General features: G+C 71.3%; 21 protein-coding genes. 7 read left to right on the top strand and 14 right to left on the bottom strand.

Annotated features, from left to right (window positions below; translation table 11 throughout):
• Positions 1-46: 46 nt before the first annotated feature.
• From ASF71_RS21965 to ASF71_RS25585, 7 genes are all read right to left on the bottom strand, one after another.
• Positions 47-772 carry a queuosine precursor transporter gene (locus tag ASF71_RS21965; protein WP_056304112.1) on the bottom strand — a complete coding sequence of 242 codons (726 nt, stop codon included), beginning with the start codon at positions 770-772 and terminating at the stop codon, positions 47-49.
• Positions 773-919: 147 nt separating this feature from the next.
• Positions 920-2,065 (bottom strand): A24 family peptidase, encoded by a 1,146-nt coding sequence (locus ASF71_RS21960; RefSeq protein ID WP_056304110.1) that lies wholly within the window; start codon positions 2,063-2,065, stop codon positions 920-922.
• A gap of 155 nt (positions 2,066-2,220) precedes the next feature.
• Positions 2,221-2,898 carry a protein-methionine-sulfoxide reductase heme-binding subunit MsrQ gene (gene msrQ / locus ASF71_RS21955; RefSeq protein ID WP_235514694.1) on the bottom strand — a complete coding sequence of 226 codons (678 nt, stop codon included), beginning with the start codon at positions 2,896-2,898 and terminating at the stop codon, positions 2,221-2,223.
• A complete protein-coding gene (gene msrP / locus ASF71_RS21950; protein ID WP_056304108.1) occupies positions 2,898-3,899 on the bottom strand; it encodes a protein-methionine-sulfoxide reductase catalytic subunit MsrP in 1,002 nt (333 codons plus the stop codon). Before msrP ends, msrQ begins: the two co-directional genes overlap by 1 nt.
• Before the next feature lie 139 nt (positions 3,900-4,038).
• A complete protein-coding gene (folE, locus tag ASF71_RS21945) occupies positions 4,039-4,605 on the bottom strand; it encodes a GTP cyclohydrolase I FolE (protein ID WP_156373060.1) in 567 nt (188 codons plus the stop codon).
• Between the two features lie 193 nt (positions 4,606-4,798).
• Positions 4,799-6,016, bottom strand: coding sequence for an adenylosuccinate synthase (locus ASF71_RS21940; protein ID WP_056304105.1), 1,218 nt, complete (start codon positions 6,014-6,016; stop codon positions 4,799-4,801).
• A 191-nt stretch (positions 6,017-6,207) separates the two neighbouring features.
• On the bottom strand, positions 6,208-7,620 hold the full coding sequence (locus ASF71_RS25585) for an E3 binding domain-containing protein (protein ID WP_056304103.1): 1,413 nt from the start codon (positions 7,618-7,620) through the stop codon (positions 6,208-6,210).
• Between the two features lie 261 nt (positions 7,621-7,881).
• Between ASF71_RS25585 and ASF71_RS21930 the strand changes: the two genes are divergently transcribed.
• Positions 7,882-8,949 carry a Glu/Leu/Phe/Val dehydrogenase dimerization domain-containing protein gene (locus ASF71_RS21930; RefSeq protein ID WP_056304180.1) on the top strand — a complete coding sequence of 356 codons (1,068 nt, stop codon included), beginning with the start codon at positions 7,882-7,884 and terminating at the stop codon, positions 8,947-8,949.
• Positions 8,946-9,572, top strand: a complete 627-nt coding sequence (udk, locus tag ASF71_RS21925; RefSeq protein ID WP_082506308.1) for a uridine kinase — start codon at positions 8,946-8,948, stop codon at positions 9,570-9,572. Before ASF71_RS21930 ends, udk begins: the two co-directional genes overlap by 4 nt.
• A gap of 186 nt (positions 9,573-9,758) precedes the next feature.
• Here the strand turns inward: udk and ASF71_RS21920 are convergent, their stop codons facing one another.
• A complete protein-coding gene (locus ASF71_RS21920; protein ID WP_056304101.1) occupies positions 9,759-10,187 on the bottom strand; it encodes a hypothetical protein in 429 nt (142 codons plus the stop codon).
• A gap of 289 nt (positions 10,188-10,476) precedes the next feature.
• The gene (locus tag ASF71_RS21915) at positions 10,477-11,115 is read right to left on the bottom strand and encodes a nucleotidyltransferase family protein (protein ID WP_082506307.1); all 639 of its coding nucleotides are present in this window, start codon (positions 11,113-11,115) and stop codon (positions 10,477-10,479) included.
• Positions 11,116-11,235: 120 nt separating this feature from the next.
• Here ASF71_RS21915 and ASF71_RS21910 point away from each other — a divergent pair, with 120 nt between their 5' ends.
• The 3 genes from ASF71_RS21910 to ASF71_RS21900 are packed head-to-tail and all read left to right on the top strand — an operon-like array spanning position 11,236 to position 13,839.
• Positions 11,236-11,700, top strand: coding sequence for a carbon monoxide dehydrogenase subunit G (locus tag ASF71_RS21910; RefSeq protein WP_056304097.1), 465 nt, complete (start codon positions 11,236-11,238; stop codon positions 11,698-11,700).
• 1 nt (position 11,701) lies between these two features.
• Positions 11,702-12,568 (top strand): MoxR family ATPase, encoded by an 867-nt coding sequence (locus ASF71_RS21905; RefSeq protein ID WP_056304096.1) that lies wholly within the window; start codon positions 11,702-11,704, stop codon positions 12,566-12,568.
• Entirely contained in the window at positions 12,565-13,839 is a 1,275-nt protein-coding gene (locus ASF71_RS21900; protein WP_056304093.1) for a VWA domain-containing protein, read from the top strand. Before ASF71_RS21905 ends, ASF71_RS21900 begins: the two co-directional genes overlap by 4 nt.
• Before the next feature lie 40 nt (positions 13,840-13,879).
• On the opposite strand, the gene ASF71_RS21895 is transcribed toward ASF71_RS21900, so the two are convergent.
• The 3 genes from ASF71_RS21895 to ASF71_RS21885 form a co-directional block, all read right to left on the bottom strand.
• Positions 13,880-14,212 (bottom strand): metal-sensitive transcriptional regulator, encoded by a 333-nt coding sequence (locus tag ASF71_RS21895; RefSeq protein ID WP_056304091.1) that lies wholly within the window; start codon positions 14,210-14,212, stop codon positions 13,880-13,882.
• Positions 14,209-14,781 carry a DUF305 domain-containing protein gene (locus ASF71_RS21890; protein ID WP_056304089.1) on the bottom strand — a complete coding sequence of 191 codons (573 nt, stop codon included), beginning with the start codon at positions 14,779-14,781 and terminating at the stop codon, positions 14,209-14,211. Before ASF71_RS21890 ends, ASF71_RS21895 begins: the two co-directional genes overlap by 4 nt.
• A 164-nt stretch (positions 14,782-14,945) precedes the next feature.
• Positions 14,946-15,152, bottom strand: a complete 207-nt coding sequence (locus ASF71_RS21885) for a heavy-metal-associated domain-containing protein (RefSeq protein WP_056304087.1) — start codon at positions 15,150-15,152, stop codon at positions 14,946-14,948.
• 119 nt (positions 15,153-15,271) lie between these two features.
• Between ASF71_RS21885 and ASF71_RS21880 the strand changes: the two genes are divergently transcribed.
• Entirely contained in the window at positions 15,272-17,842 is a 2,571-nt protein-coding gene (locus tag ASF71_RS21880) for a heavy metal translocating P-type ATPase (RefSeq protein WP_056304085.1), read from the top strand.
• A 25-nt stretch (positions 17,843-17,867) separates the two neighbouring features.
• Positions 17,868-18,335: a GNAT family N-acetyltransferase gene (locus tag ASF71_RS21875; RefSeq protein WP_056304083.1), complete on the top strand. Its 468-nt coding sequence runs from the start codon at positions 17,868-17,870 to the stop codon at positions 18,333-18,335.
• Positions 18,336-18,392: 57 nt separating this feature from the next.
• On the opposite strand, the gene csaB is transcribed toward ASF71_RS21875, so the two are convergent.
• Together csaB and ASF71_RS21865 are read right to left on the bottom strand one after the other, a co-directional pair.
• Positions 18,393-19,364 carry a polysaccharide pyruvyl transferase CsaB gene (csaB, locus tag ASF71_RS21870; RefSeq protein WP_056304177.1) on the bottom strand — a complete coding sequence of 324 codons (972 nt, stop codon included), beginning with the start codon at positions 19,362-19,364 and terminating at the stop codon, positions 18,393-18,395.
• Complete coding sequence (locus ASF71_RS21865) at positions 19,361-21,130, bottom strand: DUF5693 family protein (RefSeq protein WP_235514696.1); 1,770 nt, start codon at positions 21,128-21,130, stop codon at positions 19,361-19,363. The genes csaB and ASF71_RS21865 overlap by 4 nt, the downstream gene beginning before the upstream one ends.
• Between the last annotated feature and the right edge of the window lie 196 nt (positions 21,131-21,326).

Here is a 21,326-nt window from a genome sequence, read left to right as displayed (position 1 = left end):
GTGAACGGCGACCGGGTAGGAACGGTGGTCGTTCAGCAGAGCAGGCTCAGCCTCGCAGCCGGAACGGATTGAAGTTGACGTTCCGGTCGTAGGCGTCCTGTCCCTCGGCCCGTTTGAGGAACCCCACCACGCCGTAGGTGACCGGGGTCAGCAGGATCTCCAGCGCGACCTTGTAGACGTAGTTGAAGGCGATCAGTCCCCAGAGCTGGTCGGCAGGCAGTAGCCCCGCGAAGGCGATCAGGCTGAAGACCAGCGTGTCGGCCCCCTGCCCGATGAGGGTCGAGCCGATGGTGCGCGTCCACAGCCACCGGCCCCCCGTGAGCAGCTTGAGCTTGGCGAGCACGAAGGAGTTCAGGAATTCGCCCACGAAGAAGGCGGCAGTCGAGGCCAGCACGATGCGCGGCACGAAGGTGAAGACCGTGGCGAAAGGCCCGCCGTCGGTGTCCGGGGCAGCCGGCAGCACGGCCACGAGGGCCAGGATCAGGGCCGCGAAGAGGTTCATCGCCAGCGCGAACCAGATGACCCGCCGCGAGCGCGCGAAGCCGTAGACCTCGGTGAGCACGTCCCCGAAGATGTAGGTCAGCGGAAACAGGAAGGTGCCGCCGTCGAAGGTCGGCGTCCAGCTGAGCAGGTGAACGGTGGCGAGCTTGCTCGAGGCGATGTTGGACACCACCAGCACCACCGCGAAGATGCCCTGGATGGCGGCGAGGTAGCGGGGCGGCGTCAGGGCCGGGGCCGGGCCGGCCGGAGCCGGACTGTTCGGGGTCGTCATCTGTGTTCCTCCTCGGCACTCCAGCAACACAGGCCGGGACCGGACCTTCGCCGGACGGCGCAGTCGGGGCGAGTGTACCCGAGCGCCGGCCCGAAAGGTTGAGGCCCCCTTCCGCCGGGGAAGAGGGCCTCCGCGCGTCTGGCGAGGTTACAGCCCGAGCATCGCCCGGTAGCTGCCGATGATGCCCTGGCCCCACACCAGCGCGACCACGGCGCCCAGAGCGAGGTAGGGGCCGAACTTGACGCGGTTGCCCCGCTTCAGGGCCGCCTGCACGAGTCCGAACACGGCGCCCGCGAACACGGCCACCACCACCGCCAGCAGCAGGTTCTGCCAGCCCAGGAAGGCGCCGATCACGGCGGCGAGCTTCACGTCCCCGAAGCCCATCGCGCTCGGGTCGTAGGCGCCGTCGTCCGCCGCGTCGGCCTCACGCCGGGCGCGGTGGGCCCACCACCAGTACAGCCCCGCCACCAGCGAGACGGCGCCTGCCCCGGCCAGGCCGCCCTGCACCGCCCCGAGGAGGCCGGGGCCGACGCCGCTGCTCAGGGCCACGCTGACCAGAAAGCCGCCCAGCGTGAGTAGTTCGGGAATCCGCACGGCCCGCCGGGTCACGGCGTTCACGCCCGCCGACACCAGGGCGACGGCCAGGCCGCCCCACGGCCCCAGCCACGCGCCGGCCAGCAGCCCCAGCGCGATCTGCTGGTAGCCGATGGGCAGGTCGGGGTACTGCCGCTCGCGGAACCGCCGCAGCACCCACGACCCGAACAGGTCGATGGCGACGAGCAGCCCCGCCCCCAGCAGCGCGCCCTGCACTGCTCCGGCGAAGGTGGGCAGCGCCTCGGCTGTGCCGCGCACGCCTACCAGGGCGAACAGCAGTCCCAGCGCCACCCCTGGCAGAGTCAGCTCGTCGGGGATGGTGTAGGTGTCGAGGTCAATCGCGCTGCCGACCAGCAGCAGGGTAAACAGCACCATCAGGCCCAGGGGCGCCGCGCCGTACACCGCGAACGGAAACAGCGCCGCGATCACTGCGTAGCCCAGTCCCGTCAGGGCCTCGACGACCGGGTAACGGACCTTGATGGGCGCGTGGCAGTAGCGGCACTTTCCTCCCAGCGCCAGCCACGAAAAGAGCGGCACGAGGTCTTTGGGCGCCAGGGCATGGTCGCAGTGGGGGCAGTGGCTCGGCGGAAAGGCGATGTTCTCGCCGCGTGGCAGCCGCCAGATCAGCACGTTCGAGAACGACCCCACCAGCAGGCCGAACACGCCAGCGAACACCACGAGAAGAACGTCGAGACTCACTCCCGGAGTCTAGGCGGGCCGTCCTGACACGGACCTGTCAGGTTGGGCCGCCCCTCTCCGGTACGGGCCGGCCCCGCGCCGCATGAACAAAAACCTCCGGCGCAGGGCCGGAGGTGCAGAAAAAACGGGGGTCGGGGAACGCGGGCCGCCTCGCCTCAGCGGGAGCCGGTGCGGCGACCGGCCCTGTCTCGACCCGCCCCGCTCCGGCCCGCCGGCCACAGCCAGCGCGCGGCCAGCAGCGCGGCGAGGACGAGTGCGGCGGCCAACGGCGAGGTGTGGTCCTTTTTCACGCCCCACCAGTAGTGCAGCGCCCCCAGGCACGCGGCGACGTACACGAGCTGGTGCAGCCGGGTCCAGCGCGCGAAGCCCAGGCGGCGCACGCTCTGCGGGGTGCTTGTCAGGGCCAGCGGAACGAGCAGCAGCAGCGCCGTGAACCCGGCCGTGATAAAGGGCCGCTCCAGCACGTCGGCCAACACCAGCCCCGGCACGAAGCCGTGGTCGAACAGGTAGATACAGAAGTGCAGCAGGGCGTAGAAGAACGCGAGCAGCCCCAGCGCCTTGCGGACACGCGCGGGCCACGTCCACCCGGTCAGTTTGCGCAGCGGCGTGCAGACGAGCGAGAGCAGCAGCAGGGCCAGCGCCAGCTGTCCGGTCTGGTTCAGGGCACGCTGCACTGGGTTGGCTCCCAGCGCCCCGCCCAGAGCGTCGAGCACGAGGACGGCGGCGGGCAGCAGGCCGCCCACGCTCACGGCCGGCACCAGCCAGCCCAGCGGAGCGCGTGGGGTGGGCCGGCGCGGGGAGGCCGGCCCCGGAGAGACGGGCGAAGAGATCATCAGTAGAAACGCCGCAGGTCCATACCCTTGTACAGTCCCGCGACCTCCTCGGCGTAGCCGTTGAAGGGCAGCGTGTCGCGCCGGCGCAACTCGCCGATGCGGCGCTCGGTCGCCTGGCTCCAGCGCGGGTGCGGGACGGCCGGGTTCACATTGGCGTAGAAACCGTACTCGTCGGGCGCGGCGATGCTCCAGGTTGTCTGCGGCTGCGAGGCGGTCAGGGTAATGCGCACGATGCTCTTGACGCTCTTGAAGCCGTACTTCCAGGGCACGGCCAAGCGCAGCGGCGCGCCGCTCTGCGGCAGCAGCACCTTGCCGTCCAGCCCCATCGCCATGAAGGTCAGCGGGTGCATCGCCTCGTCAAGCCGCAGACCCTCGACGTAGGGCCAGTCGAGAATGGGCTGCCCCTGCCCCGGCAGGTCCTGCGGCGCATTGATCGCCGTGAACTTGACGAAGCGCGCCTCATTCGTGGGCTGCACCCGGCGCAGCAGCGCGGCCAGCGGAAAGCCCAACCACGGCATCACCATGGACCAGCCCTCGACGCAGCGCATCCGGTAGATGCGGTCTTCGAGCGGAAACCACGACTGGAGGGTGTCGATATCCACCGTCACGGGTTTCTCCACCTCGCCGTCGATCTCGACTGTCCAGGGCCGTACCCGCAGCGCCGAGGCGTTGCGCGCGGGATCGTCCTTGCTCACGCCGAGCTCGTAGAAGTTGTTGTAGCTCGTCGCCTGACCATAGGGCGTGATCGGCTCGCTGGTGTCGTAGGGGCCCAGTGGGCGGGTGGGCCGCGCGAGTTCGGGAGCTTCCTCGCTGCTCACGGCGCCGGGGCGGCGGGTCAGCAGTTCCAGACCGCCGCCGAGCGCCGCCACCGTGCCGGTGAACAGCGCCGCCGACCGCAGGAACTGCCGCCGTGAAGGGGTCTTCTCCGCGCCGGGCGTGGCTGGGGAGGTCGGGTCTGGGCGGGACTGCTCGGGTGGCGCGGATTCCGGGTCGGTCGGCATGGGTCAGCGGGCTCCTTGTGCCGGGAAGTATGCGCCCAGGCCGCTTCTGGATCACTGACCGGGCTTGCAATTGCGCCCGCGCTACTGGAACACCCCCTGCCAGGGTGGGCAGGGGCTGCTGGGAAAAAGGGGCCGGGCCTCAGCGCCCGCGCAGGGTGCCCTGGACCGCGCTCATAAATTCGGCGCGGGTGCGGGCGTCGCTGCGGAACAGCCCCCGCATGGCCGAGGTGGTCGTGCTGGAATTCTGCTTCTGCACGCCGCGCATCGCCATACACAGGTGCACGCCTTCCATCAGGACCGCCACGCCCTTCGGCGCGAGCAACTCCTGCACGGCGTCGGCGATCTGAGTGGTTACGCGCTCCTGCACCTGCAGGCGGCGCGAGTACAGGTCCACGATGCGGGCGAACTTGCTCAGGCCCAGGATCTTGCCGTCCGGGATGTAGGCGACGTGGGCGCGGCCGTAGAAGGGCAGCATGTGGTGCTCGCACATCGAATAGAACTCGATGTCCTTGACGATCACCATCTCGCTGCCCTCGGACGCAAAGACGCCCTCGCCCACCACGTCCGCCAGGGTCTGGCCGTAGCCGGAGGTCAGGTGGCCCCAGGCCTTGGCGACCCGGTGCGGCGTGCGCTCCAGACCCTCGCGCGCCGGGTCCTCGCCGATGGCCGAGAGCCAGCTGCGCGTCAGGTCGTTCAGGCCCGGCACTTCCTGGCCGTCCCCGCGGGCCGGGCGAGGGTCCGCGGCGCTGGGCACTGCGGCGGAGCCGTGTGGTTCTGTGGTCAAGGTGATGGTCCTCCTCTCCGGCCCGCCCGCTGCGGGAAGGCCACAGACCGTGCTCCCAAGTGTACGCCGGGCGCGCACCTGGGAGCACGGGGATGGGATGCTCAGTCGGGGGCGCTCAGGTCCAGCTCACTGCGCCGTAGGTCTGCTCGCGCGCCGGGCCGGCCGAGAAGATCACGACCGGGCAGTTTACCGTCTCCTCGATGAGGTCGAGGTAGGCCTGCGCTTCCCTGGGCAGGGTCTGGCGGCTGTCGGCCCCGTCGGTGGTGGCCCAGCCCTTCATCTGCCTGTAGATGGGCTGGCCCTCGCTGCCGTAGCCCACGCACACCGGAATGGTGTCCAGGCCCGCCAGGATGTCCATCTTGTTGATGACCAGCCCGTCGAAGCCGTTGACGTCTACGGCGTAGCGCAGCAGTTCGAGGTCGAGCCAGCCCACGCGGCGCGGGCGCCCGGTCGTCGTGCCGTACTCGTCCCAGGGTTTGGAGCCGTCACCGCGCAGCCTCAGCACGCCGGCGTCGTCGGTCACCTCGGTCACGAAGGGGCCGTGGCCCACGCGGGTGTTGAAGGCCTTGGCGACGCCGTACACCTTGTGGATCGCCTTGTGGTTCACGCCCGCGCCGACCAGGACGCCGCCCACGGTCGGGTACGAACTCGTGACGAAGGGGTAAGTGCCGTAGTTCAGGTCGAGCAGCGTGGCCTGCGCGCCCTCGAACAGCACGTTCTCGCCCGCGCCCAGGGCCGCGCGCAGCTGGGCGCCCGTGTCCTGCACGAAGGGCACCAACGCCTCGCGGGTGGGGGCCAGGGCGTCCATCGCCACGTCCACGCTGGTCCAGCCGGCGTCGCGGGTCGAGTTGGGCTTGGCCTCCAGCAGGCGCTCGACGCGTTCGCGCAGGGTCTGGTCGTCGGCGAGGTCGCCGAAGCGGATGCCCACCCGGCGCGCCCGGTCGGCGTAGGCCGGGCCGATACCGCGCCCGGTCGTGCCCACGAAGTCCTTGCGGCCGTCCACGTACTTGTGGTGCGGCAGCACGAGGTGGGCGCGGTCGCTGATGCGCAGCTCCGGCTCCAGGCCACCCGCGAGGAGGTTGGCGCGCTCCTCGCTGAACTTGGCCGGGTCGATGACCATGCCGTCGCCCAGGATGCTCACCGTACCGGGGTGCAGCACGCCGCTGGGCAGCAGGTTCAGCTTGAAGGTCTGTCCCTTGGCCGTGACCGTGTGTCCAGCGTTCGCTCCGCCCTGGTAGCGCACGACGTATTTCGCTTCCGGCGCGAGGAAATCGGTGATCTTGCCCTTGCCCTCGTCGCCCCACTGGGCCCCAATAATTGCAATTCCAGGCATCTCAGCCCTCCGGCCACGCGCACAGACTTGCCCCTTTCGCGCCTGTCCGGCCGCAAAAAAAACACGGCGCGTAGCACCGTGCCTCACTGTAGTGCAAGGAACGTGGCAGGAGACCGGGGCCGTCTGGACGCCTGAACAAAAAGCCGCCGGCACCTGTCCTGAGACTGGGTCGGCGGCGGGGAAACGGAGACTCAGACGAGCAGGATGACCGGCTTTTCGAGCGTCTGGGCCACGCCAGCGAGGAAGCGCGCGGCCTTGTCGGGCTCGACGTTGCCCTGAAGGCTCAGGCCCACGCGGCCACCCTGCACGCGGCCGATGCTCAGGCTCAGGGTGTGCGGGTAGTGCAGGTCGTCGAGGTCCAGGGTTCCGGCGTCCACGATCAGCAGGTCCGGCGTGCCGCCGAAGTCGCCGTCGAGTCCGGCCAGGGCCTCACGCAGGCTGCCGGACTGCACGGTACGGACGCGGCTGGCCTGCACGTCCTGGATGGCCAGCGTGTCCAGACCGAGCGCGGCGGCGTGATGCTGCGCGGCGCGGGCCAGCAGCAGGGCGAGCGGCACTTCGCGGCCCAGCGCCTCGGAGAGCTGACCGTGCAGGTCCATCAGGCCCGTCACGTTCGCCTCGCGGCGCAGGTAGGTGCCGAACCATACGGCGTCACGGGGCGGCTGCGCCGCACTGGGCTGGTGCTGTGCCGGCGCGGGCTGCACCGGAGCGGCCACCGGCGGGACGACGGGCGCCGGCATGGGCTGAACGGGGGCAGGGGGCGTGTAGGCAGGCTGGACGGGCGCTGCCACTTCGGGCGTGGGAACCGGCGCGCTGACCTCGGGGGCGGGGGCCGCCACCACCGGGGCGGCGACCGGGACCGGCTCGGCAATCACCGGCTGAGCCACCACCGGCTCGGTAACGACCGGGGCAGGCACGACGGGGGCCGGTTCGGCCGGAGTGGAGACCGGCTCGGGGACGGCGCGGGCGACGACCTCGGGGGCCGACATGACCGGCGCGGGGGGCGCAGCCGGCTCGGGAGCCGCGGCCGGCTTCTGGTACAGGCGCGAGAGCAGGTTGCCCAGGCCGCCGGCCGGTGCAGGTGCCGGCGCGGGAGCCGGGGTGCTGGGCACGTGCGCGGCGGGGGGCACAGGCGCGCTGCCGGCGCGGCCGAGCACGGGGCCGGCCGCTGGGGCGGGCGCAGCGGCCATGACCGGGGCCACGGGAGCGGCGGGCTGCGGCGCCGGGGGCAGCAGCAGGTCTTCTTCGCCGTCGTCGAGCTCGAAGTCGCTGGCGGCCGAGACCGGCCCACTCTGGACGGGCGTGGCCGGCGTGGGAACGCGCGACTGCTCGACGAACTGCGCGATGTCGGTGTCGACGCCCGCGCGGCTCAGGGCCGAGGCGTCGAACATGCCTCCTCCGGGAATGTCCTCGCCGTTCCAGTCGGGCGGCGGGGCGTCCACAGGCGTGGAAGGCGGATCGGCCTCACCGCTCATGACGCGGGTGAGGTAGTCCAGAATGTCTTGCTCGACGATCTGGCCGCCCTCACCGCTGCCGTGCAGACCCTGCCACTCGATGCCGTTCGCTTCAGCCAGGATCTTGGCCAGCGGCGCTATGCGTTCCATGCGTTCCCCCTGCGCCCGCCCGGCCGAAAGGTGCCGTGTTGGCCGGCCAGGCAGGTCTTGTCGATGCGACGGTACGAAACCTTCACGCTCTTCAGCCTGACGTGCCGCCTCTGACAGCCTTCTTTCATGTTCAGGGCGTCCAGCAGACGCCGCGCAGGCGCGCCCTTACGCGCTGGCCGGGCCGCCCGTGCGCTAGGCTGGGGCGCTTGCCCCGGCGCGCGGCCCATGGCCCGCACGCCCGGTGGCCGGGAGACACTGACCATGCTGATCTTCGACGACATGCAGGCGCGCGGCCACGAGGCCGTGTCCCTGCTGCACCACGCGCCCAGCGGCCTGCGGGCCGTGCTGGCGATTCATTCGGCCGTGCTGGGGCCGGCCATCGCGGGCGTGCGTCTGCGCGAGCAGGACGAGGAACTCGCGCTGCGCGGCGCCCTGGCCCTCTCGGAGAGCCTGACCCTCAAGGCGGCGCTCGCGGGCCTGAACCACGGCGGCGGCGCCTGCGTGCTGCTTATGCCGCCCGGCGGCGTGGACGACCCACATGCCCGCGAGGCGCTGTTCCGTGCGCTGGGTCGCCAGGTGCGGCCCCTGCATACGCGGGTGGTCCTGACCGGCGATGTGGGCGTCACGGCCGCCGACATCGCCTTCGTGGCCCAGGAGACGCCCGGCACCCTGAACATGGCGCCTGCTGAGGCGAGCGGCGCCTTTGCCGAGGCGGGCGCGGCCGGCACCGGCAGCGTGACCGGCTACGGCGTCTACCGGGGCATGAAGGCGGCGGCCCGCTACGCCCTGGGCAGCGAGAGCCTGCGCGGGGTGCGGGTCGCCGTGCTGGGCGCGGGCGCGGTGGGGCGGGCGCTGGCCGTACAGCTGCACCGCGAGGGCGCGCGCCTGACCGTCGCCGACGAGCGGCCCGCGCGGGCGCAGGCGCTGGCCGGCGAGGTCGGCGGGGTGGCGGTGCCGGCCGCAGAGCTGCTGGACACGCCCTGCGACATCCTGGCGCCCTGCGGGTACGGGCACAGCATTCGCAGCGCCGACGTGCCGCGGTTACAGTGCCGCCTCATCGCGGGCGGCGAACATCATCCGCTGACCCGCCTGGGTGAGGCAGCAGTCAAGGAGGCGGGAATCGTGTATATGCCAGATTTTGCCATCAACGCGGCGGGGCTCATCGCCGCCGCCACCGGCCTGGGGGCGGCGCAGGCAGCCGAACGAGTCTACCAGACCGTGGGGCGCATCACGGCGGTCGCCGAGCAGACCGGCAAGGCTCCGCATCTCGTGGCGCGGCGCATGGCCGAGCGCCGCATCGAACTCATCGGCAGCCTGGGGCACGCGTGAGCGCCCAGCAACCGGCCGCCTTCGTGATCGGTGTGGCGGGGGGCTCGGGCAGCGGCAAGACCACCGTCACCCGGCGCGTCATCGAGACGGTGGGCACCGAGGGCGTCGCCGTCCTGAACCAGGACAACTACTACCGCGACCAGTCGGACATGGCCTTCGCTGCGCGCCTGAAGACCAACTATGACCACCCGGCGGCCTTCGACTGGAAGCTGCTGCGCGAACACATCGACGCCCTGCTCGCCGGGGTGCCCATCGAGATGCCTGAGTACGACTTCGGGCAGCACACCCGCTCGGTGCACACGACCCGTGTGCTGCCGGGGCGTGTGGTCGTGCTGGAAGGCTTCTTCGCGCTGTACGACGAGGAACTGCGCGACCGGATGCACCTCAAGGTATTCGTGGACGCCGACGCCGACGTGCGCTTTATCCGGCGGCTGCTGCGCGACACGCGGGAGCGCGGCCGCACGCCCGAGAGCGTCATCGAACAGTATCTGGACTTCGTTCGCCCCATGCACCTGAGCTTCGTCGAGCCGACCAAACGCTACGCCGACGTGATCATTCCTCACGGCGGCATGAACGAGCCGGCGCTGGACATGCTCGCCGCGCGCATCCAGGCGACGGTCTAGGCGCCGCTTTCCCTCAGTCGCCGCGTCTGAACAGGACGAAAAAGGCACTCCCGGACGTGAAGACGTGGGAGTGCCGAAGTTATCGCCGCTCTGGGAGGTTGTGGGACGGGCGGTGGAGAGCCGGTTCCGCAGAATGAGGCCGCGCTCCCAGGAGGGGACGAGGCCTAAAAGGCGTCACAGGCTCAATTACTTCTTGACGACATCGCACCACGCGAGGGTGATGTCTTTTGCGCCCTGAATCCAGACTCCGGCATACCGGGCGTTGGTGCTGGTCAGGGAGAACGTCTCATAGGCGCCGTCGTCCAGCTCGTCGGCGTCAATGTTCTTGTATTTGAGGCTCGCGGGAATCTTCGCGTTCAGGGCGTTCGTGATCGCCACGGGATTGCCTTCCCAGAACAGCAGCTCGTGGTACTGGCATTTGCCATTCATGCTCGCCGCCGTGTCTTCGAGCAGCTCGACCATCTCCTCGGAGAAGTCATCGTCGGTGAGTTCGAGGGCTCCCTGAGGCAGTTTGATGCCTGTCAGGTTGGATTCGGAGACGTAATCCGTTGCCAGGGCTGACGGGATGCACGCAATTGAGGCCAGGGCAACCAGAAAAATGAATTTTTTATGCATGATCGATTGTTCGACTCTCATCCTTACTCATCCCTTACCTCTGCTCCAAGCTTAAGGGTGGCGCCCTGCACAGCACCAGGAATGACTGTGCTGAACGCAGAAGCCCGCGCTGTGCCTGGGGTGTGAGGGGTTGCATACTGCGTCCTGCTCGCCGGCATCTGGCCTGCCCCGAGGCTACGGTTTTTCTGCGGTGCAGGTGTGATCTGTGAGGAGCAGCCCTGGAGGCTCTGATCGCCAGTCCATCTGTGGAGGTACTTGGCCGGGAGCGGAAGAAGTCCCCTTTAGCGGTTCACTCACCGAACAGGACCCTCGCCTGCGCCAGCGCCTCGGGCGTGTCTACGTCGAGCAGTTCGGCGACTGGGCGCGGCACCGTGACCATGCCCGCCGCATACTCGCGCAGCAGCGCGCGGGGGCCGTGGTCGGCGTCGGGAAGCTCGGCAACGCGCTCCAGCAGGTCGGCCCGGAACAGGTGCGGCGGGGCGTGGACGGCGGCCTCGCCCTCGCCGTAGCGGGCCAGCACGGCGGGTGCGCCCGACTCGGCGAAGGCCTGTCCCAGCGCCGCGTGGGTCGCGGGTGTGACCAGCGGCATGTCGGCCAGCGCGAAGGTCACGGCCGCGAAGGGCCGGGGCTGCGCGAGTGCCCACGTCGCCGCCACCCGGAAGGACGAGGCCAGCCCGCGCTTGGGGGCGGGGTTCTCGGCGAAGGCGAAGGGCAGTCCGGCCAGCGCCGCGCGCACGGCCGCTCCGACCTCGCCGGGGGGTACGACGGCCAGCAGCGCGCCGTAGCCCCCGGCGGCCAGCGCCCCGGCGGCGTGGCGGCACAGCGCCTGGCCGCCCAGGGACGCGAGCTGTTTGGGTGTGCCCATGCGGGCGCTGCGCCCGGCGGCGAGCAGTACGCCGAGCCGTGGAGAAGAGAGGAGGGGAGGCACGGCGCCATGCTAGGGCCCGGATCGCACGCCCCGTGCAGACACCCGCGCCCGCGCCCGCTACAATCGGCGCACCGCACAACGCGCCGCAGGTCTTTGCCCCCGCTCCCGGAGGTGTCCCCCATGAAACTCAACTATTCCGGCCAGGAACACGTCAAGGCGCCGCCCGCCGCCGTCTGGGCCTTCGTGCGGGACCCCGAGCGGGTCGCGCGCTGCCTGCCCGACGTTCAGGACGTGCAGGTCAAGGACGCCACGCACATGGACGCCACCGTGCAGGTCGGCGTGGGGATGGTGCGCGGCAAGTTCAAGTTCGGTATCGAGGTGCTGCCCGAGGAGGACACAGGGCGCGTGAACGTCAAGGTGCACGGCGGGGGTCTGGGCAGCGTCGTGGACCTGCTGGCCGGGGCGACCGTCGTGGACAACGGCGACGGCACGACCACCCTGGACTGGACCGGCGACGCCACCATGCGCGGGCCGGTGGCGACGGTGGGCGGGCGGTTGCTCGACGCGCAGGCGCAGAAGCTCATCCAGAAGACCTTCCAGAACATGAGTGCCAACGTCGAAGCCACCTCGGGCACGCTGGCGTAGCGTGGAGGCCGCGCCCCCCGACCTGAACGCCGCCTTCCGCGCGCGCGGCTACGTGGCGGGCGAGGCGCTGGGCACCGCGCTGCGGCTCGTGACTCTGCTCGGGCGGCCCCTGCTGCTCGAAGGCCCCGCCGGGGTCGGCAAGACCGAGGCGGCCAAGACCCTAGCCGACGTGCTGGGCACCCGCCTCATCCGCCTCCAGTGCTACGAGGGTCTGGATGCCCAGGCCGCGCTGTACGAGTGGAACTATGCCCGGCAGCTGCTGCATCTGCGCCGCGCCGAGGCGACGGGCCGCGAGCCGAGCGACGCCGAGCTGTACGGCGAAAATTTCCTGATGCGCCGGCCGCTGCTCCAGGCCATCAGCGAGGACACGCCCCCGGTGCTGCTCATCGACGAGGTGGACCGCGCCGACGACGCCTTCGAGGCCTTCTTGCTCGAACTTCTCGCCGAGTGGCAGGTCACGGTGCCGGAACTGGGGACCATCCCTGCGCGCACCCGGCCCCACGTCATCCTGACGAGCAACCGTGCCCGCGAACTCAGTGACGCGCTGCGGCGGCGCTGCCTGTACCACTGGGTCGAGTACCCCAGCCGCGCCCAGGAACTGGAGATCGTGCGCGCCCGGCTGCCCGAGGTCACGGAGGCGCTGGCCATTCAGGTCACGCGGGCAGTGCACGCCCTGCGCGAGCTGCCGCTGGGCAAGCCGCCCGGCGTGGCCGAGACGCTCGACTGGGCGCGGGCGCTCTCGGTGCTGGGCTACGAGACGCTGGACGCCCGCGCCCTGCACACGACGCTGGGCGCGGTCCTGAAACTGCATGAGGATGCCCAGCTCGCCGCTCCGCTGCTCAAGCGACAGCTCGCGCGCCCGGAATGACCTGGCCGGACACCTCCCCGCCGGCCGTGCTGTCCCCGGAGGCGGTACCGGCGCTGGTGCTGCGTCTCGCCGCGCGGTTGCGCTCGCGGCACGGCTTTCTGATCGGCCCCGGGGAGATCACGGACGCCCTGCGCGCGCTGAGCGTGGTGGACCTGAACCGTGTGCGCGAGGTGCGAGCCGCGCTGCGGGCTGTGCTGTGCGCCTCGCGCGCCGAACTGGGGGTGTTCGACACCGAATTCGCGGCCGTCTTTCTGCCCGGCGACCTGCCGCCGCCCGAGCTGCCGACCCTGCCCTCGGCGGCCCCCGGCGTGCCTGAACCCGGCCTGGCGCAGCCCCAGCCGGGCGTATCCCGGCCGGAACCGGCCCAGGAGGACGGCAGGCCTACCCTGCCCCGCGACCCACCTGAGCAGACCCCCCCGCCGGTCGACGACGCGGCGACAGGCGCTTCCACTACTGCGTTGCCACAGCCAGGGCCGGACACAGGAGAAGACGGCCCACCTGCCCCGGTGCAGTTCGCCCGGCTCAGCGATCAGCCGGGGGCGGGCGGGGAAGGAGCGCTGCCCCCCGACGACCTGGGGACGCTGCTGCGGGCAGCGGGCGCCTTTCTGGCGGCGCTGCGGCTGGCCCCCCGGCACCGCCGGGTCCCGCAGGCGCGCGGCCGGGTGCTGGACCTGCGGCGCACGCTGCGGGCGGCGGCGCGCACCGGGGGCGACCCGGCGCGGTTGCGCTGGCTGGGCCGGCCACGCACACGGGCGCGTGTGCTGATCGTGCTGGATGGCAGCCGCAGCATGGGGCGCGACGCCGCGCTGCTGCTACGCTTTGCCCAGGCGCTGCACCTGCGCGCCCGGCGGGTCGAGGTCTACGTGTTCAGCACCGACCTCGTGCGTCTCACCCCCCGGCTGCGCGGCGCGGCTCCCGGCGCCCCGCTGGCGCTGCCGCAGGAGGCCGGGGCCTGGGGCGGCGGCACCCGCATCGGCCAGAGCCTGCTGCGCCTTGCCCGCGACGAGCGTGCCCGTGTGACGCCCGACACCGCCCTGCTCATTCTCAGCGACGGGCTGGACACGGGCGACCCCGACCTCGTGCGCCGTGCCATGCGTGACCTCGCCGCCCGCGCGGGGCTGGTCGTGTGGCTCTCGCCGCTGGCCGGGCTGCCGGGCTACCGGCCAGTGCAGCGCGCCGTGGCGGCGGCCCTGCCGCACCTCGACGCGCTGCTGCCTGCCTCGGGGTTGGGCGACCTGCTCGCGCTGCCGGCGGCCCTGCGCCGTAGATGAAGCCCTACCCTAGGCGCGGGCAGGTGCTTCGTCTGACGCCTCAGCGGTAGCGCAGCGCTTCCATGAGTTCATCGACGATTTCGGCCGTGTCGCCGCGCTCCTGGGCAGTCGCCACATGGGTTTCGAGGTGGCCGCGCAGCACCACGTCGCCCGCCCCCGACAGCGCGCCCTGCACGGCCTTGATCTGCCGCAGCACGTCTACGCAGTACACGTCCTCTTTTTCCAGCATCCGCACGATGCTGTCGAGGTGCCCACGCGCGATGCTCAGGCGGCGCATGGCGCGCTTGCGGGCGTCTGCCGGCATACACAGGTGCTCGGCGTGGGTGTCGCAGGTGGCCCCAGTTTCCACTCCGGTCTCCGGGCCGGCCGTCATGGCCGTTGCCCCAGCAGCGCCCGGAACTGCGCGATCTCGGCACTCTGCGAGCGGGCTATACCCGCAGCCAGCGCCCGCACCTCGGCCGACTGCGAGCGCGCGGGCACGAGACGCGCCATGTCCACCGCGCCCTGGTGATGGGGAATCATCTCGGTCAGAAACCAGCGGTCGGTGTCGCTGGCGGCCGGCGGCATCCTATGGGGCAGGGGCATGGCCGTCCCCTCCTCGCCCCAGGTCCGCAGCCAGCCGGCCATGCGCGTCAGCTCGGCGCTCTGCTCGGCGATGATCTGCCGGGCCAGTGCCTGCACGCGGGGGTCGCGCCCCTGTTTCAGCTCGGCCCGGGCCATGTCCACCGCCATCCGGTGATGCACGGTCATGAGCTGTGCCCAGCGCACGTCGAACGCGCGACCCGATAAGGGACGCAGTTCCGCGAGCATCTGCGCGTTCATGGCGGTCATGGACAGGCCCGACATCGGCCCGGACATGGACATGCTGTGGCCCGCCATGTCGTGTCCACCGTGAGTGCCCATCGGCACCGGTTCCCGGCCCCCGGCCAGCGCCGCGCCCATGAGCAGCGTGACGGTCAGCAGCAGGGGACGGCCCCGGTGCCGACGTGACCGCTCTGATGGACGAGCATCCAGGAAAGCGCTAGAGGCTCGTTCATCGCCGCGCCCCCGTCTCTTTTGCCACTCGCTCCGCTCGGATGATTCTGGCGAATCATCGCCATTTCTTCTCACGCCCCCGCCACCTGCGCGCTGTAGCCCTCCGCCTGCACGGCGGCGATCAGGGTCTGCGGGTCGGCGGCTCCCTGCACCGTCACGCGGCCCTGCGACAGGTCCACCTGCGCGGCCTCCACGCCGGGCACGGCCGTCAGCGCCTTCTCGACGGCTTTCACGCAGTGTCCGCAGGTCATACCGGTGACGTTCAGTTCAGTGGTCATGGTCCCAGGGTAGACCCAGGGGGGGAGGGTGTCAAGAGATAATGACCCTTAATATCTCTGGCAAGCCTATTTACTCCGGAAAACTTGTCTTATCCTCCCCCAGGGGGTAGCATGAAGACATGACGACCCTGGACTTCGACATCGGCGGGATGACCTGTGCCGCGTGCGTGGGGCGGGTGGAACGCGGCCTGAAGAAGGTGCTGGGCGTGGAGGACGTGGCCGTGAACCTCGCCACCGAGCGTGCCCGTGTGGCCTACGACCCGGCCCAGACCGGCCCCGAGGCGCTGGCGCGGGCCGTAGAGGACATCGGCTACGAGGCGCGGCTGCCTGAGCCTGCGCCGCTCCAGACGGCCGAACTCTCCTTCCCGGTCGGGGGGATGACCTGCGCCGCGTGCGTGGGCCGGGTCGAGCGCGGGCTGAAGAAGGTGCCGGGCGTGCAGGCGGCCACCGTGAATCTCGCCACCGAGCGCGCCCACGTCGTGTACCTGCCGGGCGCCGCCGATCCGGAGGCCCTGCGCGGCGCGGTCCGGGAGGCGGGCTACGAGGTGCCGGAGGAGGCAGCGCAGTTGACGGTCTCCACTGCCCCGGACCAGGCCTCAGCCTCCCAGGCCCAGACTCGTCTGGACGCCGAACGCGGTCGCCGCGCGGCCGAGATCGCCTCGCTGCGCCGGTCGGTGACCTTCGCGGCCCTGTTCAGCGTGCCGCTGCTGCTGCTCTCCATGCTCCCGATGGTCTGGATGCCGCTGCACATGTGGCTGCTGACCCATGTGGGCGAAAGCGCCATGAACTGGGCGATGCTGGCGCTTGCGGCTCCGGTGCAATTCGGCCCCGGCCGGCGCTTCTACCGCACGGGCTGGGCGGCGCTGCGCCACCAGAGCCCCGACATGAATACGCTCGTCATGCTGGGGACGTCGGCGGCCTTCGGCTACTCGCTGCTCGTCACGCTGGCCCCCGGCCTCTTTCCGGCGGGCAGCGCGCACGTGTACTACGAGGCGTCGGGTGTAGTCATTACCCTGATTTTGCTGGGCAAGCTGTTCGAGGCGGTCGCCAAGGGCCGCAGCGCCGGGGCCATGCGTGCCCTGCTGGCCCTGCAACCCGGCAGCGCGCGGGTGCGCCGGGGCGGCGAGGTGCTGGAACTGGCTCCGGGCGACGTGCGTGTGGGCGACCTCGTGCTCGTGCGGGCGGGCGAGCGGCTGCCGGTGGACGGCGAGGTCGTCGAGGGCCGCTCGTATGTGGATGAGTCCATGCTGACCGGCGAGAGCGCACCAGTCGAGAAGACCCTCGGCGCGGCCGTGACCGGTGGCACGGTGAACGGCACTGGGGCGCTCACCTTCCGCGCGACCGGCGTGGGCGAGGACACGGCCCTGGCGCGTATCGTGCGCCTCGTCGAGGACGCGCAGGCCAGCCGCCCGCCTATTCAGGGCCTGGCGGACCGGGTGGTGGCGGTGTTCGTGCCGGCCGTGCTCGTCATCGCCGCGCTGACCTTCCTGACCTGGATGCTCGTGGGCGGCGAGGGAGCCCTGGCGCGCGCGCTCGTGCATACGGTGGCGGTCCTCATCATCGCCTGCCCGTGCGCGATGGGCCTCGCCACGCCGGTCAGCGTCATGGTGGGCAGTGGGCGGGCGGCGGCGCTAGGGGTGCTGTTTCGCAGCGGCGCGGCGCTGGAGGGCCTGGGCGCTGCGAAGGTGGTCGCCCTTGATAAGACCGGCACGGTGACGCGCGGCCAGCCCGAAGTGACCGACGTGCTCCCCGTGCCCGGCTGGACCCCCGAAGCCCTGCTGCGCGTGGCAGCCGCCGCCGAGGGGCCCTCCGAGCACCCGCTGGCACGCGCGGTCGAACGGGCGGCGGGGGCGGGCGTCCCTGTAGCCCACGACTTCGAGGCCCTGCCCGGCTACGGCCTGTGCGCCGCGGTCGAGGGCCGGCGGGTCGAGATCGGCGCGGCGCGCTTCATGGCGCAGGTGGGTGTCGAGGTCGGCGACCTGGGCACCCAGGCTGCCGCCCTGGCGACTGGAGCGCGCACGCCGGTCTTCGTAGCGGTGGATGGGCAGCTCGCGGGGCTGCTCGGCGTGGCCGATCCGGTGCGGCCCGGCAGCGCCCAGGCCATCCATATGCTCGGGGTGCAGGGCAGTGAGGTCGCCCTGATCACCGGCGACACCCGCGCCACTGCCGAGGCCGTGGCCGCCGAGGTCGGGGTACGCCGCGTGTTGGCCGAGGTGTTGCCCGGCGGCAAGGCCGACGCCGTGGCCGAGTTGCAGGCCGGCGGGCGCCGGGTGGCCTTCGTCGGAGACGGCATCAACGACGCGCCTGCCCTGGCCCGCGCCGACGTGGGCGTGGCCATCGGCACCGGCACCGACGTGGCCGTCGAGACCGCCGACGTGATCCTGATGTCGGGCGACCTGCGCGGCGTGCCGAATGCGGTGGCGCTCTCGCGGGCCACGCTGCGTAACATCCGCATGAACCTGTTCTGGGCCTTCGCCTACAACGCGGCCCTCATCCCGGTGGCGGCGGGCGTGCTGGCACCTGTGGGCATCACCCTCTCGCCCGTGCTGGCCGCCGCCGCGATGGGCCTGAGCAGCGTCTTTGTCCTGAGCAATGCCCTGCGCCTGCGGTCCTTCCGGCCTCCGCTGCCCCCCGCCGCGCCGGACGGGGCGGGGCGGCGGGCGGACCGCGCCGTTCCCCGGAACGCCTGACGCGCCGGCCATTTACTCTTGCTCCATGCCTGAGCTTCGTCTCCTGTCCCCGACCGACCCCCGCGCCGTGGCCCTCATGACGGCCCAGCAGCGCGAGTTGCGGGCCATCTACAACGACACCGAGGAGCGTACTGAGCCCTTCGACCCCTCCGTTCTGGCGGGCGAGGGCTCGGTGCTCGTGGTGGCAGAGGAGGCCGGTGAGCCCCTCGCCTGCGGCGCCCTCAAGCGTCTGAGCGCCGACGAAGCTGAGATCAAGCGCATGTACACCTTGCCGGGGGCGCGCGGGCGGGGCCTGGGGCGCGCCGTCCTGACCGAGCTGATCGCGCGGGGCCGCGCGGCGGGCTACCGGCGGCTGGTTCTCGAGACCGGCGACGGCCAGCCCGAAGCCATCAGGCTCTACGGATCGGCGGGCTTTGTCCGGATTCCCAACTACGGCTACTACGTGGGGATGGACAACAGCCTGTGCTTCGCGCTGGAGCTGGTCGCGCAGTAGTCCTACGGCAAAAAAAGCGGGAGGGGCCGACCGGCTCCCCTCCCTGCTTCCTATGGCCTACTTCCCCAGTCCCACGAAACTTTGCCGCGCCCGCTCCTTCATGGCGGTCACGGCCTCCCAGTCGGGGGCTTTGCGGGCGAGAGCCTGGGTGCTCAGGGCCCCGGCGTCGGGCGTGATGCTGTGGGTCGGGGAGCCCGCGTCGCGGCAGAATCCCTCGACCTTGGGATCGTAGGCGACGCCCGCGAACGGCACCCCGGCGGCGGCGGCCAGGATGACGGCGTGCAGCCGTACCCCGATCACGAACCCGCTCTGGGCGATGGTGTCCAGTGCCAGTTGCGGATCGCGGGTGCTAACCACCTCGTCGGCACCCAGGTCACGCGCGGCCTCGTCGTCGTGCGAGGGCATGAAGCTCAGGGCCACCACACGCCGGCCGCCCGCGCGCAGCGCCGCGATCGCTTCTTTTAGGGCGGGCAGGGCCTCCTGCACGTCGCCGCGCGGGGCCACGACCACCGTGTTGTCGTCACGGGTCAGGCCCGGCGTGGGTGCGAGCAGCAGCGCGGGGTCGCCTCCCAGCTCGGCCGTGATGCCCAGCCGTTCCAGCGTGTCGAGGCTGCCCCGGTCGCGCACCACGACGCGCAGGCCCCGCAGGGCGCGGGCCACCTTCGACCCGCCCTCCTCGCTCAGCGGCCCGATGCTCTGGTTGAAGATGACCACCTGTTTTCCCAGCCGCCGCGCCAGCGAGATGACGCCCAGGTAGTAGGCCATGCTGCGGGCACTCGTCTTGTCCTGAAGCAGCCCCCCGCCACCCGAAAGCAGCACCCGCGAGCGCAGCAGCGCGCCCAGCAGCGCAGCCGGTTTCATGCGCGCTGCGCTCTCACAGCCGTAGAGCGTGGCCGTCTCGGTGGGGGTGTTCGACAGCAGCAGCGGCGTGTGGCCCTGGGCGCGCAGCTCGCGGCTGATCGCCAGGGCGATGGCTTCGTCGCCGGTGTTGCCGAAGCCGTAGTAGCCGCTGACGGCCACACGGCTCACGCGCGCGCCTCGGCCGGCTGGGCGGGCGGACGCCCGTAGGTGTTCCACAGCCGCAGCGCCAGCTTGATGACCTGAATGCCCACCAGACCGGCGATGAGGCCCACGCCCAGCCCGATGAAGGCCCGCGCCGCGCTGATGAGCAGCGGCGTATGGAAGTGCGAGAAGGTGTTCAGGATGCTGGCCTGCCCGACCACGCCGCCCAGCACGAGCAGCGCGCTGAAGTAGCCCGGCAGCGTGCCGCTCAGGCCGATGAGGCCCAGCGGATGCGCCGCCATCTCCTTGAAGCGTGGGCGGATGATGCTGTCCTGCAGGCTCTGGCGCAGGTCGGCCTCGGTGCTGCTCACACTCGCGCCGCTCGTCGTGTTGCCCCGGCGCAGGAACACCAGCGCGAACACGGCCAGCCCCAGGCCCATCACCGCGATGTCACCCAGACGGATGGGCGTGCTGTAGAGGTCGTGCGCCGTCTTGCGCAGGTCCTGGCGCGGCAGGAAGCTCGCGGCGACCAGGGCCAGCGGCAGCACCAGCGTCAGGCCCACGCCCCGGAAGGGGTCCAGGCCCAGGGTGCTGTCGTGCGTGGCCCCCAGGGCCGAGACGAACAGCACGCCCACCAGGCTCAGGCCGGTCGCCACGAACCAGTCGCTGACCCGCGAGCGCCGCAGCACCATTCCCAGTGCCGGGAAGGTCACGGCCGCGACGAGCGCCGCCCCGGCGAACGGGTTGAAGCCGTTCATGCCCAGTGCCAGCAGCAGGCTCAGGCCGGCGGCGAGCAGCCCCAGGCAGCGCAGCGGGAAGCTCAGGCCCAACAGCAGCAGCGCGGCCAGCGGCCCCACGATGCTCAGGGCGCGCAGCAGCGCACTCGGCTCGAAATAGGTAATCTGCGGCTGGGTCACGCGCACGCCCGAGGCGCGCAGCAGTTCGGTGGTGCGCCGCAGCATGTCCTCGGTCTCGTTGATGGTCGGGTAGGGGCGCAGGTACATCAGGCGCATGCCGCGCTCGCGGGCGGCGAGATTGTACTTGCTCGCCACGTCCAGCGGCGCGAGGCGGTTTTGCCACGACGGGTTCAGGGCGAACATGCGCGCGCCGCCGTGCGCGGCCACGAGGTCGTCCAGGCCGCGCTGCACATTCGACTCGATGATGGCGGGCGTGCGGTTCCCCATGCGCGCGCTGACCTGCGCGAGCAGTTCGGGCGTGCGCGCGCCGATCACCTCGTCGCCGGTAAAGGCGATGAAGGGAACGTCGGGCCAGTTGGCGCCCACGTTCTTCACGGCGTCGTCGGCATAGGGGCGGTAGACCAGCGTCAGGTTCTGGCTCTTCAGGCGGGCGAGCAACGCCTGGTCCGGCCCGGCGGGCAGGAAGCGCGGGTCGGTGGGCCACTCGATCCACTCCTGGCCCCGGATGCTCACCGTGCGGGTCGGGATGGTGTACTGGGGGGGCAGGGCCTCGGCCACGCCCGGCACCAGCGAGCGCATGTAGACGCTGCCGGGCTTCAGGTTCAGGCCTGGATTCTCGGCCGCGAGGTCCGACCCGGCGCGGATATAGATCTGGCCGCGCTGCTCCAGGCTGCCGATCACGTCCTCGTAGAGGGCCACGCCGTTGACGCCCAGCGCCTTGTAACGGTCGAGCAGCGCCTGCGGCTCCTGGCCGTAGCGCTTGGCCTGCGCCACCAGCGCCGGATAGTCCATGACGAGCGCCGCCGACTTCTGGGCCTGCTCGTAGCCCACCCGCTGAAACGCCAGGATCAGTGCCGGAATCAGCGACAGGAACATCAGGCCCAGCAGCACGGAGGTCAGCGGGTGGCGGCTGGGCGGGGGAATAAGCCGCAGCGGGTCCGGGCGGGCGTCCGGGGCCAGGGCAGCGTGGGGGGTCGGATCGGTCACAGGGCACATCCTAAAGGTCAGATAGAGAAGAAAGATGGAAGGGTCTCATCTTTTTTCCCGTCCCCCCGAGCCTAGGAACATGCCG

It is taken from the genome of Deinococcus sp. Leaf326, from assembly GCF_001424185.1.
Classification (GTDB): Bacteria; Deinococcota; Deinococci; order Deinococcales; family Deinococcaceae; genus Deinococcus.
This window is presented reverse-complemented; position numbering and strand designations above follow the sequence as displayed.